Source organism: Actinoplanes sp. NPDC026670, assembly GCF_040638175.1.
GTDB lineage: Bacteria > Actinomycetota > Actinomycetes > Mycobacteriales > Micromonosporaceae > Actinoplanes.
This window is the reverse complement of the sequence record NZ_JBEZXU010000019.1, coordinates 112,079-129,287: the sequence shown is the minus strand read 5'-3', so window position 1 is coordinate 129,287 and position 17,209 is coordinate 112,079. Positions and strand designations below refer to the sequence as shown.

Here is a 17,209-nt window from a genome sequence, read left to right as displayed (position 1 = left end):
CTCGACCCTGAACGTAGAGTCGATCAACGCCCCGACATCGTTGTGGAAAGACTTCGGGCCGGGAGTTCAGCGAACTCCCGGCCCGAATTTTCACATTTTCTACCTCAGAGTCCTCGGAGGACACCGCCGATCTCAGCGAAGTGACAAGCACTCGGGTGCGGCGACCGCTCCCGGATCTGCAGCACCGGCTCCTGTTCGGAGCAGACATGCTGCGCCTTCCAGCAGCGCGTACGGAACCGGCATCCAGACGGCGGATCGGCCGGCGACGGAACGTCGCCGTCCAGAATGATCTGCTTGCGGTGACCACGCAGGCGCGGGTCCGGGACGGGCACGGCCGAGAGCAGAGCCTGGGTGTACGGGTGAGTCGGCTGGTCGTAGATGGCCACGTCGTGTCCCTGCTCGACGATCTTGCCGAGGTACATGACGGCGACCCGGTCGGAGATGTGCCGCACCACCGAGAGGTCGTGGGCGATGAAGATGTAGGACAGCCCGAAGTCGTCCTGCAGCCGCTCCAGCAGGTTGATCACCTGAGCCTGGATGGACACGTCCAGCGCCGACACCGGCTCGTCGCAGACGATGATCTCCGGCTTGAGCGCCAGCGCCCGGGCGATCCCGATGCGTTGCCGCTGGCCACCGGAGAACTGGTGCGGGTAGCGGTTGATGTGGTCCGGGTTCAGGCCGACCGTGTCGAGCAGGTCCTGCACCGCCTGCTGCCGCTTGCCCTTCGGCACCACCTCGGAGTGGATCTCGAACGGCTCACCGATGATGTCGCCGACGGTCATCCGCGGGTTGAGCGAGGTGTACGGGTCCTGCAACACCATCTGGATGTTGCGACGGGCCCGGCGCAGGTCACCGCCTCGGAGCCGGGTGATGTCCTGGCCGCGTACCGCAACCGTCCCGGAGGTCGGTTTCTCCAGCCCGACCAGCAGCTTGGCCAGGGTCGACTTGCCGCAGCCGGACTCCCCGACCACACCGAGCGTCTCGCCCCGGCGCAGTTGAAGGTCCACCCCGTCGACCGCCCGGACGTCCTTGAAGTGTTTGACCAGGTCGCGGGTCTCGAGAACGACGTCACTCACCGAGGACCTCCCGGAAGAAGTGGCAGCGGGCGGTGCGGCGCGGCGCGATCGCGTACGCCGGTGGCGTCGGATCCTGCCGGCACGGCTCCTTGGCGTAACCGCATCGCGGGTTGAACGCGCAGCCGGCCGGGATGTCGGTCAGCGCCGGTGGCAGGCCACGGATCGCGGTGAGCGGCTGTCCCTTGCGGTCGAGGCGGGGAATCGACTCGAGAAGCGCCCGCGTGTACGGGTGGCCGGGCCGCTCGTAGATGTCGTAGACCGGCGCCTCCTCGACGACCCGGCCCGCGTACATCACCGAGATCCGGTCGGCCACGTCCGCGACCACACCCATGTCGTGGGTGATCAGGACGAGGCCCATGTTGCGCTGCCGCTGCAACTCGGCGAGCAGGCCCATGATCTGCGCCTGCACGGTGACGTCGAGCGCCGTGGTGGGCTCGTCGGCGATCAGCACCTCGGGGTCGAGGGCCAGCGCCATGGCGATCATGACGCGCTGGCGCATACCGCCGGAGAACTGGTGCGGGTAGTCGCTGAACCGCGATCGGGCGGCGGGTATCCGTACCTGATCAAGAAGTTCGATTGCCTTGTTCTTGGCGTCCGCACGGGAGGTGCCGCGATGCGCCCGGAACAGCTCGGCCAGCTGGAAGCCGACCGAGTAGACCGGATTCAGCGCCGACAACGCGTCCTGGAAGATCATCGCGATCTTGTTGGCCCGGACCCGGCGGCGCTCGTCCTCGCGCAGTTTCAGCAGGTCGACGCCGCGGTACCGGACCTCGCCGCGGGTGATGTGGCCGGGCGGCGTCTCCAGAATGCCCATGATCGCCTGGGCGGTCACCGACTTGCCGCAGCCCGACTCACCGAGGATGGCCAGCGTCTCGCCGGGGTTCAGCCAGAAGCTCGCCCCGTTCACCGCCTTCGCCACGCCGTCGCGGGTGCGGAACTCCACGTGCAGATCGTTGACCTGGAGCAGGGGTGCGCGCGGGTCCAGTCCGGGTAGGACGTCCATGTGCGCCTTGATATCGGTCACGGGTTCACCGCAGCTTCGGGTCGAAGGCGTCGCGGATCGCGTCGCCCAGCATGATGAAGGCCAGCACGGTGGCGGCGAGGAAGACGGACGGCCAGACCAGCGGGGCGGCCGCCACCCGGGCGTGTTTCTGCGCGTCGGAGATCTGCAACCCCCAGCTGAGCGCGTCGCCCTTCAGCCCCACCCCGAGGTAGGAGAGCGTCGCCTCGGCCGCGATGTTGGCGCCCAGCAGCACGGTCGACACCACGATGAACGGGGCGATCGCGTTCGGCAGGATGTGCCGGAACATCAGCCGGGCCGGGCCGGCGCCGAGCATCCGCGCCGCCGCCACGTAGTCCTGGCTCTTCGCCGCGACCACCGACGAGCGCATCACCCGGGCCGCCGACGTCCACGTCAGCAGACCGAGGGTGAGGGTCACCGCGGTGACGCCGTCGTCGCCGGAGCCGGAGAGCCGGCCGGAGAGGACCACGGCGCCGAGCAGGACCGGGATGCCGAGGACGATGTCGATGCCCCGGGACAGGACGGCGTCGATGGCGCCGCCGAAGTAGCCCGCGGCCATCCCGAAGGACAGGCCGATCAGGCCGGCCAGCAGCGTGGAGAGCAGTCCGACCTGGATCGAGCTGCCGGTGCCGTGCACGGTACGGGCGAACACGTCACAGCCCTGGAAGTCGTAACCGAACAGGGCGCCCCCGGACGGGCCGTCGTGCTGCCGCGACAGCACACAGTCGGTGGGATCGGCCGAGGTGAACAGCGTCGGGAACAGCGCCATCAGCAGCAACAGCAGGACCAGCGCGGCGGAGGCCCAGAAGATCTTGTTGTGGCGCAGATCGTTCCACGCGTCGCCGGCGAGGCTACGCGGACGGCTGTCGAGCGTGGTCGGGTCACTCATAGCGGATCCTGGGGTCGAGGGCGGCGTAGAGCAGGTCGACGACGAGGTTCATCACCAGGAAGACGATCACCAGGATGCTGACGAAGCCGACCACCATCGGCCCGTCCTCGGTCCGGATCCCCTGGGCGAGTTTGGAACCGACGCCCGGGATGTTGAAGACCTCCTCGGTGACGAGCGCGCCGGACATCAGCACACCCAGGTCGACGCCGATCAGGGTGATGAACGGGATCAGCGAGTTGCGCAGCACGTGCACCCAGATGATCCGGCGTGGCAGCAGGCCTTTGGCCCGGGCGGTCCGGACGTAGTCGGCGCCCAGGTTCTCCACCACCGAGGTACGGGTGACCCGGAGCTGGGTGGCCACCACTGTGGTGGCCAGCACGATGGCCGGCAGCAGCAGCGCGTAGAAGGAGGCGTTGCGGGAGGCGGTGGCGGGGAACCAGTCCAGCTCCATGGCGAAGATCCACTGGGCGACCGGGGCGAGGACGACGATCGGCAGGGCCAGCAGCAGGAGTGTGAAGGCCAGGGTGCCGTTGTCGAAGATGCCGCCCCGGCGGATGGCCGACCAGACACCGGCGGCGAGGGCGAACACTCCCGCGATGACGAGGGCCATCAGCGCCAGCCGGACGGTCACCGGCCAGGCGGTTTCGAGCAGGGCGGAGATCTCCCGCCCGGAGATCGACTCGCCGAGATCACCGGTGAGCAGGTTCGTCATGTAGTACCAGTACTGACCGAAGAACCCCTCATCGAGGTGGTAACGCTCAGTAAGGGCTTCTCGCAGGGAGGCGCTGACCGGCTTCTCGCCCGCCAACGCCTGGACGGGGTCGTCCTGATTGGCGAACATCAGCGCGAATACCACGAAGGTGGCCCCGAAGAACGTCAGGATCATCTGCAGTAGGCGCCGCACGATGTAGCGGAACATACGGATTCGAACTTCTTCCGCGAAGGGAGCGCCGGCCTCGTGAGCCGGCGACGGGAAAGGTCGGGTCACACAATAGTGGCGTCACGGTCGCATACGCTCCGTGACGCCACCAGTGTGCAATCGGTCAGATCAGGCGACCGTTTCGATCTCGTACAGGTCGACCTTGCTGAACAGGTCCATCTCTACGTTTGCGACCCGCTCGGAGTAGCCGAACACGTTCTGGCCGTACCGCAGCGGGATGACCGGCATCTCCTCGGCGAGGATGTCCTCGGCCGCCTGCCACTTCTTGATCGACGCCTCCGGGGTGGCGGCCGCCGAGCCCTGCTTGACCAGGGTGTCGAACGCGGCGCTGGACCAGCCGTAGTAGTTCGAGCCGCCGTTGGTGCCGTAGAGCGGGTTGAGGTAGTTCTCCATCAGCGGGTAGTCCATGATCCAGCCGAGGCGGATCAGGCCGATGTCCTGGTGGTTCTGCAGCTTCTCCTGCATGACCGCGAACTTCGGCTCCTGCTCGCCGACACACTTGACCTGCAACGACGCGCGGATCTGGTTGCAGGTCGCGTCGACCCACGACTTGTGGCCACCGTCGACGTTGTAGGTGATCTTGATTTCTTCCGGGCCGCCGTTGTTCCGGTACAGGTCGCGGGCCTTCGTCGGGTTGTAGTTGCAGGCCTCGCCACAGCTGTTCTCGCGGAAGCCGGCCACCACCGGCGAGACGAACGACTTCGCGGCGGTACGGGACCCGAGGAAGATCTGGGACGCGATCTCCTCCCGGTTGATCGCCATCGAGATCGCCTTACGCACGTTGGCGTTCTTGTACTGCGGGAGGAAGGTCGGGAAGCCGATGAACTCGAAGACCGAGTTCTCGCTCTTCTGGAACCGCTCACCGAGGTCGGCCGGCGCGTTGGCCAGGGCGTCCGTCGGGATCGTGGTCTGCACGTCGAGGTTGTTGCTGACCAGGTCGGCGTACGCCGCCATCTGGTCGCCGTAGATCTTCCAGGTCACGCCGTCGATCTTCGGGACCACGCCTTTGAAGTCGGCGTACTTCTCCACGACGATCTTGTCGTCGTGCTCCCAGCTGCCCTTCATCTTGAAGGGGCCGTTGCCGATGATGTTGTCCTCGAACCCCTTGGCGATCACGCCGTCCGCGGAGAACGCCGCCTTGGGCAGCGGGTAGAACACCGAGTAGGCGATGACCGACTTGAAGCTGGCGAACGGGGCGGTGAGCTGCACCGTGAACGTCAGGTCGTCGACCTTCTTCAACCCGGACATCTTGTTGGTCGCCGGCTCCGGTGCCTTCTCCGGGCCGTCGCCGTCGGGGTCGAGCGGGTTCAGGTCGGCGTAGCCGGCGATCCGCTCGAAGAAGTAACCACCGCCCTGGGCGTTGGGCTTGTAGGCGCCGTAGTTCCACGCGTCGATGTAGTTCTGCGCGGTGACCGGCTCGCCGTTGTGGAAGGTGTAGCCCGGCTTGAGCTTGATGGTCCACAACCGGTTGTTCTTCGACACCGTGATCTTCTCGGCCGCAACCTCGACCGGGTTCTTCTGCGCGTCGAAGCTGACCAGTGGGTAGAAGAGGGAGTTGAGCACCTGGGCGCTGCTGCTGTCGGTGGCGTTGGTGGGGAGAAGGTGTTGCGGCTCTGCGATGCCGATCACGACCGTGTTGGCGGTGTTCGTCGGATCCTCCGAGTCACCACCGCCACAACCTGCGACCAACAAGGAGATGGCGGCCGCTACGGCCGCCATCTTCCACGGGCGTTTCCCAAGCATGGGAGAGCCTCCTTCAGGGGCGCTCACGAGGGGTGTGTGAGTAGCAGCCACTGTGACACAGAGGCATCAAAACCCGGAGCGCCGTTACCAAGCCGATATTGGGCGTCTACGTCCGCAGAAAGCCTCATGAGCGACCGTTTAGGAGGGTTTACCCACCCTGAACTGGGATAACTCCATGCGGCTTCCAGCGCAGCACGGAGCGCAGCCTATCTGAAAAACTCTCAAGAAACCTGCCCGGAAGGGTCAGACCAGACGCCGATCGGCTGCCCATCGTGACAGTTCGTAACGGTTGCTCATCTGCAATTTACGCAGAACGTTCGAAACGTGCGTCTCGACGGTCTTGATGGAGATGAACAACTCCTTGGCGATCTCCTTGTACGCATACCCCCGCGCGAGCAGCCGCAGAACCTCACGCTCGCGGTTGGTCAGCTGGTCCAGCTCGGGGTCGGCCACCGGCACGTCGGGCCGGGAGGCGAACGCGTCGAGCACGAACCCGGCCAGCCGCGGGCTGAACACCGCGTCGCCGTCGGCCACCCGGCGCACCGCGGCGGCCAGCTCGTCCGGCGAGATCGTCTTGGTCACATAGCCACGGGCGCCGGCCCGGATGAGACCGATCACATCCTCCGCCGCGTCGGACACCGACAGGGCCAGGAACTTGACCTGCGGGTGGGAACGGCGCACCGACTCCAGCACCGCCCGGCCGCCGCCATCCGGCATGTGCACGTCGAGCAGCACCACATCCGGCTGGACCGCGGCGATCCGGCTGATCGCCTCGCTCACCGTGCTCGCCTCCCCCACCACGTCGACGTGCACGCCCAGCTCGGCGCGCACCCCGGCGCGGAACATCGCGTGGTCGTCGACCAGGAAGACATTGAGCCGACGGGCCTCCGGCTCGGTCACGGGCTCGCTCATCGCACAGACTCCTTACCAGCGGTCACACTCTCCCGCGACACGGGAAGCATCAGCCGCACCTCCGTACCGTCTCCGGGGGCGCTGCGGATCTCGGCCCGCCCACCGTGACGCTGCATGCGCCCGATGATCGACCCCCGCACCCCGTGCCGGGTGTCCGCCACGCCGCTGAGATCGAAGCCGGCGCCGCGGTCCCGGACGAAGACGCTCAACTCATCCTCCTCCACCTCGGCGTAGAGCGAAACCGTCTGCACGCCCGCGTGCCGGGCCGCGTTGACGAGCGCCTCCCGCCCCGCCGCGACGAGTGCCGCCACCCGCTCGTCGCACTGGGTGTCACCGACCACGACCGTCTCCACGGTGATCGCGTAGGTGTCCTCCACCTCGGCGGCGGCCTGCTCCAGCGCGGCGGCGAACCGCTCGGTCGGCGAGGCGGTCGGCTTGTAGAGCCAGTTGCGGAGGCTGCGCTCCTGCCCCCGGGCCAGGCGCTGCACCTCCTTGATGTCGGTGGAGTTGCGCTGGATCAGGGCGAGCGTGTGCAGCACCTGGTCATGGATCATGGCGGCCAGCTCGGCCCGCTCCTGCTCGCGGATGCGGCCCTCACGCTCGGCGCGCAGCTGGCCGAACGTGCGCCAGACCAGTGGCGCGACCACCACACCGACGCCGAGCAGACCGACGAAGGCGAAGATCACACCGTTGATCACGGCGGAGAACGAGTCGGTCGGCGAATAGACCGCCACCACGCCGATGATGCCGACGGCGACCAGGATGCCGCCGCCGATGAACCGGAAGACGAACGAGCGCCTGTCGGTCTCCGACACCATCGCCGTGAACCACGGGGTGGACGCGAGATTCTCCGACTGCGCGTCACGACGGCTCGGGTCCGACTGGTGCCAGATCACCCCGGCGCCGACCGCGATCACCGCGATCATCCAGCCGGCCGTGGTGGCCCCCTGGTCCTCGAAGAGCTGGGCCTGCAACAGGATCACGCCCATGCCGATCGCCGCGAACGGCATCAGCTTGCCCAGATCACGGCGGGCCGGCTCCTCCTGGTTGCGCGCCTCCTGCGGCAGGACCGCCCAGTAGGCCGCGTAGAGCAGCAGGCCGAGGGCGTTGAAACCGAGCAGGACGACCAGCGTGATCCGGACAGCCAGCACCGGCACGCCGAGGTGGCGCGCCAGACCGGCGGCGACCCCGGCCACGATGCGGTGATCGCGTGGCCGGTACAGCCGGCGCGGCGGTGGTGCGGCAGCGGTACTCACCCTCCGATCGTCACACGTGGCGCAAGACCGGGCCACGGGGAACATCCCGGGTACTCGGGCCGGATATCTCAGGGTGGCCTCAGGGTCGGCGCCGGAAGCGGCTGGGGTCGCCGGGCGAGCAGGATCGAGAGCATGAACGACGAACCGTCCGGTGCCGGTCCCAAGAAGGATGACCAGGCGCCTTCCGACCAGCCCGGCGGCGGCTTCCCGCCCGGATCCAACGTTCCACCCTGGGTCGCCACGGCCTCCGCGGCCTGGGCCCGTCAGCAGCTGATCCGTCCCCGGCAGGGGCGATACGTGGCGGGCGTCTGCGGCGCAGTGGCCCGGGCGACCAACACCGACCCGATCCTGTGGCGGGTCCTGCTCGGCGTGCTGGCCGTCCTCGGCGGCAGCGGTGTCCTGCTCTATCTGATCGGCTGGCTGATCATGCCGTCCGAGGGCGACACCGCGTCGCCCGTCGAGTCGCTGCTCGGCAAGGGCCGGTCCGGCATGCAGCCGCTCTCGGTGGTGCTGCTCGGCGGGGCCGCGCTGATCACCTTCGCCTTCATCGTCAACACCGGCGCGCAGGCCGTCGTGCTCGCCGCGGCGGTGATCCTGGGCGCGTTCCTGCTGGTCAAAAGAGGCGGTCTACCCTACTCCCCGGCCACCCCGCCGCCGCCCGGCGCACCACCTGCCGCGCCGGCGCCGGGCACCGAGGAGCCGACGGTGGCGTTCGTGGCGGCGCCCGCGGCCGCACCGTCCGGCGAACAGGTGAGTGCGCCTCCGGCGTACACCCCGCCCGCTCCGCCGCCCCCGCCGGCCGGCGGTTTCCGGCCGCCGTTCGCGCCGCACGGGCCGTTCGCCGGGCCGACCCCGCCGCCGCCCGCTCCGCCGGCGCCGCCCCGCCCGCCGAAACCGCCTAAGGAGCGGCCGATCCTGGGCCGGCTCACGTTCTTCGCCGTCGTCATGGTCACCGGCCTGATCGGCGCCGTCGACATGAGCGGTGTGGATGTGGACATCCCCGCCTACTTCGCGGCGGCTCTTGCCACCACCGCGCTCGGTCTGATCGTCGGCGCCTGGTTCGGCCGGGCCCGCGGGCTGATCGCGCTGGCCATCGTGCTGAGCTTCGCGCTGGGGGTGTCGTCCGGGCTGGAGCGGTTCGGCCGTGACTGGGCGCCCAGCGTCTACCGGCCGACCACGCTGACCGCGGTCGCCGACAGCTACCAGTTCGACGTCGGCAACGTCACCCTCGACCTGCGCCAGATCGACTTCACCGGGCAGACCCAGACCATCGCGATCGACATGAAGCTGGGCCAGCTCAAGGTGCTGCTGCCGGGCAAGGTCGACGCCACTGTCGAAGCGGGCGTCGAGGGCGGCCGGCTGGTGCTCTTCAACGAGGAGTTCGCCGACAGTTCGTACCGCCAGGCCACCGACCTCGGCTCGGACGGCGCCGGCGGCGGCACGCTGAACCTGGACATCCGTCTCGAAGCCGGAAACGTGGAGGTGATCCGATGAAGCCGCACCGGATGGACGGGGTGTCGCTGACCTTCGGCCTGATCTTCCTGCTGATCCCGCTCTGGTGGGCGGTCTCCCAGGTGATCACACTCGAGCTGCCGGCGGTCGGCTGGATCGTGGCCGGCGGGCTCATCTTCTTCGGGGTGGTCGGCCTGCTCGGGGCGATCCGCTCGGGCCGCCGCGACCTGCCGCCCACCCCGGTCCCGGCCACCGCGACCGTCGAGACGCACGGTGACCTGCCACCCGAGATGCACGCCGAGATCGTGCAGGAGCTGCTCGACGACCCGGCCGACAGGTTCGCCCGGGAGCAGCAGTCCACCGACCGCCCGCGCCGGGATTGAGGTTCTTCAACATGATGCCGGGTCGAAAAGATTCGGTGAGACTCTCGCGACCCCGCCCACGGGACGACCACCCGTGGGCGGGGCAATATGCTCGGTTAATGACCGCGTTTCCGACCGTTTCCGTGGCGCCCGTCCCCGGCGTGGGTGACCGGGCCGCCCGTGTCCTGACCGCCGAGTTCGCCCGGCAGAACGCGGCCACGTCCGCACTGCTGGTCGGCGCCGACCACGCTTCGGCCGTGGTGGCCGCAGCCGTCGAGGCTCTGCTTCCGAGTGACACCCTCGTCCTTGTTCCCGGCGCCAACAGCAGCACCGATCTGCTCCGTGGCCACATCACCGGCCTCGGCAGCTGGGTCGCCGACCGGGTGAAAGTCGTGGAATCCCTCGACGAGGCCCAGCCCGCCGATGTGGTGATCGTCGGCGAGCCGCTGACCGGCACCGCCGAGGAGGCCCGCAGCCTGATCGACCAGCTCGGCAAGTACCTGGCCGACGGTGCCGTCCTGTCGCTGGCCGCCCCGGCCGGCCCGGGCCGCACCCAGGGCGCCGCCGCCGAGCTGTTCCGGCAGGGCGCCCTGTTCGGTGTCGGCTCCGACCTGGTGGTCCGCAACCAGCCGCCGCTGCGGGTGCACAAGCTGCGGTTCAGCCCGGCCGAGGTGTCCACCGCGGCGAAACTGGCCCCCGCCTTCCGCACGTCGAGCGTGCCGGTGACCCGCACCATGCACATCGACTCCAACGGCGTCGCCGCCGCCGGCATCGCGCTCGGCCTGGCCGCCCTGACCCGCCGCGCCCGGCCGCAGTCGAAGCTCTGGCTGGTCCCGGCCCTGCTCGCGGGCCCGGTCGCGGCATTCTTCCGCGACCCGGAGCGGGATGTCCCCAGCGACCCGACGGCGATCACCTCGGCCGCCGACGGCAAGGTCCTCTCGGTCGAGCGGATGCGCGACGAGCGCTTCGGTCCTGACGAGTTCCTCCGGATCGCGGTCTTCCTCTCCGTCTTCGACGTCCACGTCAACCGGGCGCCGGTGGCCGGCCGGGTCGCCGACTACTTCGTCGAGGAGGGCGGCTACGCCAACGCGGCGACCGCGGCGGCCGAGCACAACGTGGCGGCCTACACGGTCCTCGACACCGAGCACGGCACGGTCGCGATCGCCCAGCGGACCGGCCTGATCGCCCGCCGCATCGTCCAGCGGGCGCCGGTCGGCACCCTCTTGGCGAAGGGCGAGCGCTACGGCCTGATCCGTTTCGGCTCCCGCACCGACGTCTACCTGCCCGCCGACCGCGCGGAATCCCTGGTCTCCGTCGGCGAGCGCGTGGTGGGCGGCTCCACGGTGATTGCCCGCTTCAAAAACTGACATTCGGCACGAATTGCGAAGCGGCCGTGGCCACCCCACGGCCGCTTCAGCGTCTCAACGCCCAAACGTTCAAGGCTGCGAGTGATCCCGCGAGGCCCCAGCGCAACCCGCAGCCATGTGAATCTTGCAGGTTTCCGCCGAGCGGCGATCTCTCGTAGATCTTGCACGGTTCCCCACCTCGGCAGCGATCTTGCGCAGCTCTTCACGCCTGGGAGCCTTCTGCGAGGCCACCTCACTTCGAGAAGGACAGTCCTCAGACAGATGACGTCTCCGCGGCCACAACGCCTCCACCGGCAACGATTCGGTCGCCAACGATTCGGCCGGCAACGATTCGGCCGGCAACGATTCGGCCGACAACGATTCGGCCGACAGCGGCTCGGCCGACAGCGGCTCGGGCACCAACGGCTCAGACGGCAGCGGCTCGGGCGGCAACGGTTCAGGCGGCAACGGTTCGGGCGGCAACGGTTCGGGCGGCAACGACTCGGGCGCCTACGGCTCGCCGCCCGTGGATCTTGCACGACTTTTCAGACCCGCGCCGATCTTGCAGCCTTTTCCACACCCCAACGAGAAGAACGTTGCAAGGTCTCCCCGGCGCAGTGGATCTTGCACGATAAACCACACCCAGACGTGAAAAATCGTGCAAGATTGCGGCCAGCGTGGACTCGACTTTCGCACTTTGTGAACCGCTGCCCGGCCCCGCCTCCGCAGATCACACCGGTCGCGGACTTCAGCCCCGGCAGTATTGCGACTGCATGCCGGCCAACAGTGACGCAAGATCCATCGCTGCGGCAGGATCCGCCGGCGAGGACTCGTCCGCGTTCCCTGTTCCGGCGATGGCGGCGGCGGTGGCGGTGGCGGTGGTCAGCGCACACGTTGGCCGATCGTGATCGCTCATCGTCGCCCCGACAAAGGTAGGCGCACGCACTGGGCCGATCGCGTGCGTTCATCCACGCCCCAGCGAAGACGTCGGCACACGTAACGCCAACGTGTGCTCCCGTCGTCGCAGCAACCTCCACGAGCCCGGCCGCGCAACCCCAAGGAGACCGCACCCGGTACGGCACCCACGCGAAAGTAGATCTTGCGGTGCACGGTTCAGACCTGCCCAGCCGGTGGAGGAGATGCGGGATGACGGGCCTCGCCGACGCCGGAACACCGCGTGCGGCGAAGGGGAACCAGAAAGTACGAAAGTCGAGCGTGGAGAAGCGTGCAAGATCCACAAAGCCGAACGAGGGCGATTTCTCCGCAAATACGAAATTCCGAACCTCGGGGCGATGATGCAGCCGCCTGCGTGACCGGTGCGATTGCCCGAAGGCTCAGCGGTAGGACATCGCACAGCTGAGGGTTTGACCCCGGAGGCGGCGAAAGCCGCGAAGAAGCGTCCTGGGTGTTGTTGCCGTGCAAGGTCTGGCGTGCGCGGCGGCAGGGGAAAGCGGAAGGCCGCCTCCCCAACGGGAGACGGCCTTCTGACGGGCGCTGGGATCAGGCGGTGCGGCGGGTGCGCATCCACAGGATCGGGCCGCTGACCAGGTAGGCCGCGACGATCAGCACGAACGTCATGCGGGGCTGGAGCAGCGCGCCGACGATCGGGAGCAGCCACAGCCACGGCGGGAGTTTCAGCAGGCGGGCGAGCTTCGCATACGGGAAGCTGGACACCATCGCGAAGGCGAGCAGCGTCACGCCGGCGAGCTGGACCATGCCGGGCAGCGGCAGGCCGATCAGCACGGTGAGGGCGAGGACCGCGGCCGCCATCGTGGTGGGGACGCCGCAGAAGAACCGGCCGTCCTTGGGTGAGACGTTGAACCGGGCGAGCCGGATCGCGGCGCAACCGGCGACCAGGGCGGTCGCGATGGCGGCGGCAGCCTGCGGGACCTGGTCGGCCAGCGAGGCGTAGACCACGACGGGCGCGGCGAGGCCGAACGAGCACATGTCGGCCAGCGAGTCCATCTGTGCGCCGAACGGGCTGGCCACGCCGAGCTTGCGGGCGAGCGCGCCGTCCAGGCCGTCAAAGACGACGCAGGCGACCAGGCAGGCCGCGGCGATCTGCACCTGACCGTCCATGGCCAGGAAGATCGCCAGGAGGCCCAGGCCGAGGCTGGACAGGGTGCAGGCGTTGACGAGCGCGAAGCTCGCACGGCGGGACATGGTGCGCTCACCGGGAAGCAGGGGAATGGAAGCCGGCGCCGGGTCTGGCCCGGCGACGGAAACGTCCACAGGAACCCCCGGCGCGGGAATGGAGAGAGTCCGCACCGGGTCGGAACCGATGTGCAGCACCTCGGCCCGGGTCGCGGTTGCGGCCCGCCCGGTTTCGGCGGAGCGGCGGCCCACCCGAACCATCAGGGCTTGCCGGGCGAGACTTCCGCCCCGGCGCAGCCGGCCTGCCCAACGACGCCCGGCGGGACGGGGACTATCCGTCGATCGACGCCGGCGCCAAGGGGTACTCGGCACGTGCTTCCTCCATGGAGTTCGGTTGTTCCGCCGGGGACTCGCGAGCCCGGCGAAATTGCGGGTTACACCATCGCACAGCCGGACGGCCTTGGCGAGAGGTCGAACGATCCAGAGGTTCAACCGCGAGACCTGACGGTTTCATTCCCCGAGCGGATCGACGGACACGTCCTCAACCTTCCGAGTTTCGATTTTAGCCCGTCCGGCCCAGCGCATCCCGGGTCAGCTCGGTGAGGGAAAGGTTGCGGGCCTGCTCAGGGGTGAACCAGGCGGCTTCCGCGGTCGATCCGCCGGCCGCCTCGGTGACCGCGGCGTCGGTCGGTTCGGGCACCGTGACCTGGTAGACGACCCGGATCACGTGCCATTGGAGGGGCACTCCCTCGGGTCCGACAGCGGCCGGGTCGTACCGATGGGAGACCCCGACCAGCCCGGTGATCAGTCCCCGCTGGGACGTCTCTTCGTAGAGTTCGCGGGCGAGGGCACGCTCGGGGGTCTCGCCGAAGTCGGTGCCGCCGCCGGCCAGGTGCCAGAAGCCGCCGCCGGGGTAGCCGTCCGCGATGCGGGTCAGCAGGATTCGCCCACTCGGGTCGGTGGCCAGGCCGTAGGCTCCGAAGCGCTGCACCGGGCCGGACCGCTCGGGCTCGCCGAAGGGGCCGTCGCCCAGGTCGGCGGGTTCGAAGCTGACGCCGAGCACCCCGGCGGTGAACGGCAGCAGGGGCTGGGCGGCCACGTCGGCCGGGGCGACCCAGGCGACGAGGTCGCTGGTGCCGGCTGTCTCGGGGGTCAGCTCGCCGCCGGTCACCTCTACGTCGTAGATGATCCGGTCGGTGTGCTCGATCGTGCCGTCCGGCAGGCGGGCCAGGTCGGCGAGGACGGTCCGCACTCCGGCGATCCGGACGGTGAGGCCGGTCTCCTCGGCGAACTCCCGGACGACCGTGTCATCCGGGTGCTCGCCGTGGTCGATGCCGCCGCCGGGCAGGGACCAGACGCCTGGGAACGCGCTGGCGTCCGATCCGCGGGTGAGCAGCACACCGCCGTCGGCGGAGCGGCTCACCCCGTACGCCGCAGCCCGTCTCTTGATCTTCACCTGCTCTAGATTAGCTTCGCCGCCCGGAGAGCATCGGCCGTCACCTCGGTGATCTGGTCGGGGCCGAGCGCCGCGACCTCGGTGAGCGGCATCCATCGCGCCTCGGAGGTGGAGCCGCCGACGTCGTGGATGGTGACCTCGGTCGGCTTGTCCACTACGACCCGGTAGAAGGCCCGGACGCCGTGCCAGTCGATCGGGTAGCCCTCGGGGCCGAGCGAGGCGGCGTCGCGGTGGCTGGCCACGCCGAGCAGTTCGACGAGGTGGCCTTCCTGGCCGGTCTCTTCGACGAGCTCACGGATCAGCGCGGTGCCGGGCTGTTCGCCGTAGTCGGTGCCGCCGCCGGGCAGGTGCCAGCAGCCGGCGCCGGGGTAGCCGTCGGAGATCCGGGTGAGCAGCAGGTTCTCGTGCGGGTCGGTGGCGATCGCGTAGGCCGCGAAGCGCTGTGCCCGGTGCAGGCCGTCCGGTCCTTCGTAGGCGTAGAAGGACGGGAAGACCGGCGCTTCCTCGGGCCGCAGGTCGCCGGCGTCGGCGGAGAGCCCGAGCGCGGCCGCGGTGAACGGCCGGAGTTTCAGCCTCTCGGCCTCTTCGAGGGTGTGCCAGCGGGCCAGGTCGGTGTTGTGGCCGACCCGGTCGATCAGGTTGCCGCCGCGCACCGACACCGAGTAGATCAGCCGGTCGGTGTGGATGGTGACGCCGCGGTGCGGCATCGAGCGCATGTCGGCGAGCACGTCGTGCAGCCCCGAGACGGCGACGGAGAGGCCGGTCTCCGCCGCGGTCTCGCGGACGACGGTGTGGTTGGGGTCTTCGCCGTGGTCGACGGCGCCGCCGGGCAGCGACCAGACTCCGGGGGTGCCGGATTTGGACGATGCCCGGACCAGGAGCACGCGGCCTTCGCCGTCGCGGGCGACGGCGTAGGCGGCGATCCGGCGGAGCGGTTCAAGTGCGGGGGTCACGGGCCGCAATTCTGCCCGCGATTTGTTACCTCTCAAGAACTACTGTCAAATTCCTGACAGTGGGATAGCGGTGAGTAATCGCAGCTCAGGGCAGGTTACGCCGCACTGGGCGATTGATCCACTACTGACCGTCACTCCCACTCGATGGTGCCCGGGGGCTTGCTCGTGACGTCCAGCACGACCCGGTTGATCTCCCGGACCTCGTTGGTGATCCGGTTCGAGATCTTGGCGATCAGGTCATACGGCAGACGCGACCAGTCAGCGGTCATGGCGTCCTCGGACGACACCGGCCGCAGCACCACCGGGTGCCCGTAGGTCCGGCCGTCACCCTGCACACCCACGCTGCGCACGTCGGCCAGCAGCACCACCGGGAACTGCCAGACGCTGCGGTCGAGGCCGGCCGCGGTGAGCTCCTCGCGGGCGATCAGGTCGGCCTGGCGAAGAATGTCCAGCCGCTCCCGGTCCACCGCGCCGATGATCCGGATCGCAAGACCCGGGCCGGGGAACGGGTGCCGCTGCACGATCTCGTCGGGCAGGCCGAGCTCCTTGCCGATCGCCCGGACCTCGTCCTTGAACAGGGTCCGCAGCGGCTCGATCAGCGAGAACTGGAGATCGTCGGGAAGACCGCCGACGTTGTGGTGCGACTTGATGTTGGCCGTGCCGGTGCCACCGCCGGACTCCACCACGTCGGGGTAGAGCGTGCCCTGCACGAGGAACTCGATGTGGCGCTCGGCGTCGAGCTCACGGGCGGCCGCCTCGAAGGTGCGGATGAACTCCCGGCCGATGATCTTGCGTTTCTGCTCCGGGTCGGTCACTCCGGCCAGGTGACCCAGGAACTGCTCCTCGACGCTCTTCACGACGAGCCGGACGCCGGTCACGGCGACGTAGTCCTTCTCGACCTGCTCAGCCTCGCCCGACCGCAGCAGACCGTGGTCGACGAAAACGCAGGTGAGCTGGTCACCGATCGCCTTCTGGACCAGGGCCGCGGCGACCGCCGAGTCGACACCGCCGGAGAGCGCGCAGAGCACCTGCTTGTCGCCGACCTGGGCACGGATGGCAGCGACCTGGTCCTCGATGATGTTGCCGGGCGTCCAGGTGGGCTCGATGCCGGCGATGTCGTACAGGAAGCGCTTCAGCATCTCCTGGCCTTGCTCGGTGTGCGCCACCTCGGGGTGGAACTGCACACCGGCCCGCTTCGACGCAAGATCCTCGAAGGCCGCGACCGGAGCGCCGGGGGTGGAGGCGGTGACCGCGAACCCGGACGGGGCGACCGCGACGCTGTCGCCGTGGCTCATCCAGACCGGCAGGTCGGCGGGGAGCTCGCGGAGAAGCGTGCCGCCCTCGACCGAGAGCACGGTCCGGCCATACTCCCGGGAGCCGGTGTGGGCCACCGTGCCGCCGAGCGCCTGGGCCATCGCCTGGAAGCCGTAGCAGATGCCGAAGACCGGGACGTCACTGTCGAACAAACCGGCGTCGAGCGTGGGCGCACCCGGCTCGTAGACGCTGGAGGGGCCACCGGAAAGGATGATCGCGGCGGGATTTTTCGCCAGCATCTCGGCCACCGGCATCGAGTGCGGGACGATCTCGGAGTAGACACGGGCCTCGCGGACCCGGCGGGCGATCAACTGAGCGTACTGGGCGCCGAAGTCGACGACGAGAACGGGACGCGGGGTACTCACCCGGCGAGTTTACCGACGGGTGAGCACCCC

Annotated in this window: 14 protein-coding genes; 3 read left to right on the top strand and 11 right to left on the bottom strand. The window is 69.0% G+C overall.

Annotation, left to right across the window (positions count from 1 at the left end; genetic code table 11):
* Positions 1 to 104: 104 nt before the first annotated feature.
* The 7 genes from AB0E94_RS20625 to AB0E94_RS20595 form a co-directional block, all read right to left on the bottom strand.
* Positions 105 to 1,076: an oligopeptide/dipeptide ABC transporter ATP-binding protein gene (locus tag AB0E94_RS20625; protein ID WP_360328395.1), complete on the bottom strand. Its 972-nt coding sequence runs from the start codon at positions 1,074 to 1,076 to the stop codon at positions 105 to 107.
* Positions 1,069 to 2,079 (bottom strand): ABC transporter ATP-binding protein, encoded by a 1,011-nt coding sequence (locus tag AB0E94_RS20620; RefSeq protein WP_360328466.1) that lies wholly within the window; start codon positions 2,077 to 2,079, stop codon positions 1,069 to 1,071. The genes AB0E94_RS20625 and AB0E94_RS20620 overlap by 8 nt, the downstream gene beginning before the upstream one ends.
* Before the next feature lie 25 nt (positions 2,080 to 2,104).
* Positions 2,105 to 2,986, bottom strand: a complete 882-nt coding sequence (locus AB0E94_RS20615) for an ABC transporter permease (protein ID WP_360328393.1) — start codon at positions 2,984 to 2,986, stop codon at positions 2,105 to 2,107.
* The gene (locus AB0E94_RS20610; RefSeq protein ID WP_360328391.1) at positions 2,979 to 3,905 is read right to left on the bottom strand and encodes an ABC transporter permease; all 927 of its coding nucleotides are present in this window, start codon (positions 3,903 to 3,905) and stop codon (positions 2,979 to 2,981) included. Before AB0E94_RS20610 ends, AB0E94_RS20615 begins: the two co-directional genes overlap by 8 nt.
* A 129-nt stretch (positions 3,906 to 4,034) precedes the next feature.
* A complete protein-coding gene (locus AB0E94_RS20605; RefSeq protein ID WP_360328389.1) occupies positions 4,035 to 5,669 on the bottom strand; it encodes an ABC transporter substrate-binding protein in 1,635 nt (544 codons plus the stop codon).
* 243 nt (positions 5,670 to 5,912) lie between these two features.
* On the bottom strand, positions 5,913 to 6,581 hold the full coding sequence (locus tag AB0E94_RS20600) for a response regulator transcription factor (RefSeq protein WP_317788608.1): 669 nt from the start codon (positions 6,579 to 6,581) through the stop codon (positions 5,913 to 5,915).
* Entirely contained in the window at positions 6,578 to 7,837 is a 1,260-nt protein-coding gene (locus AB0E94_RS20595) for a PspC domain-containing protein (RefSeq protein ID WP_360328387.1), read from the bottom strand. The genes AB0E94_RS20600 and AB0E94_RS20595 overlap by 4 nt, the downstream gene beginning before the upstream one ends.
* A gap of 132 nt (positions 7,838 to 7,969) precedes the next feature.
* Here AB0E94_RS20595 and AB0E94_RS20590 point away from each other — a divergent pair, with 132 nt between their 5' ends.
* The 3 genes from AB0E94_RS20590 to AB0E94_RS20580 all read left to right on the top strand — a co-directional run bounded on the left by AB0E94_RS20590 (position 7,970) and on the right by AB0E94_RS20580 (position 11,018).
* Positions 7,970 to 9,331 (top strand): PspC domain-containing protein, encoded by a 1,362-nt coding sequence (locus AB0E94_RS20590; RefSeq protein WP_360328385.1) that lies wholly within the window; start codon positions 7,970 to 7,972, stop codon positions 9,329 to 9,331.
* On the top strand, positions 9,328 to 9,672 hold the full coding sequence (locus tag AB0E94_RS20585; protein ID WP_360328383.1) for a phage holin family protein: 345 nt from the start codon (positions 9,328 to 9,330) through the stop codon (positions 9,670 to 9,672). The genes AB0E94_RS20590 and AB0E94_RS20585 overlap by 4 nt, the downstream gene beginning before the upstream one ends.
* Positions 9,673 to 9,770: 98 nt before the next feature.
* Positions 9,771 to 11,018 (top strand): phosphatidylserine decarboxylase, encoded by a 1,248-nt coding sequence (locus tag AB0E94_RS20580; RefSeq protein ID WP_360328381.1) that lies wholly within the window; start codon positions 9,771 to 9,773, stop codon positions 11,016 to 11,018.
* Between the two features lie 1,479 nt (positions 11,019 to 12,497).
* On the opposite strand, the gene AB0E94_RS20575 is transcribed toward AB0E94_RS20580, so the two are convergent.
* The 4 genes from AB0E94_RS20575 to guaA form a co-directional block, all read right to left on the bottom strand.
* Positions 12,498 to 13,388, bottom strand: coding sequence for a CDP-alcohol phosphatidyltransferase family protein (locus tag AB0E94_RS20575; protein ID WP_360328464.1), 891 nt, complete (start codon positions 13,386 to 13,388; stop codon positions 12,498 to 12,500).
* A gap of 265 nt (positions 13,389 to 13,653) precedes the next feature.
* On the bottom strand, positions 13,654 to 14,547 hold the full coding sequence (locus tag AB0E94_RS20570; RefSeq protein WP_360328379.1) for an NUDIX domain-containing protein: 894 nt from the start codon (positions 14,545 to 14,547) through the stop codon (positions 13,654 to 13,656).
* 5 nt (positions 14,548 to 14,552) lie between these two features.
* A complete protein-coding gene (locus tag AB0E94_RS20565; RefSeq protein WP_360328377.1) occupies positions 14,553 to 15,500 on the bottom strand; it encodes an NUDIX hydrolase in 948 nt (315 codons plus the stop codon).
* Positions 15,501 to 15,631: 131 nt separating this feature from the next.
* Entirely contained in the window at positions 15,632 to 17,179 is a 1,548-nt protein-coding gene (guaA, locus tag AB0E94_RS20560) for a glutamine-hydrolyzing GMP synthase (RefSeq protein ID WP_360328375.1), read from the bottom strand.
* Between the last annotated feature and the right edge of the window lie 30 nt (positions 17,180 to 17,209).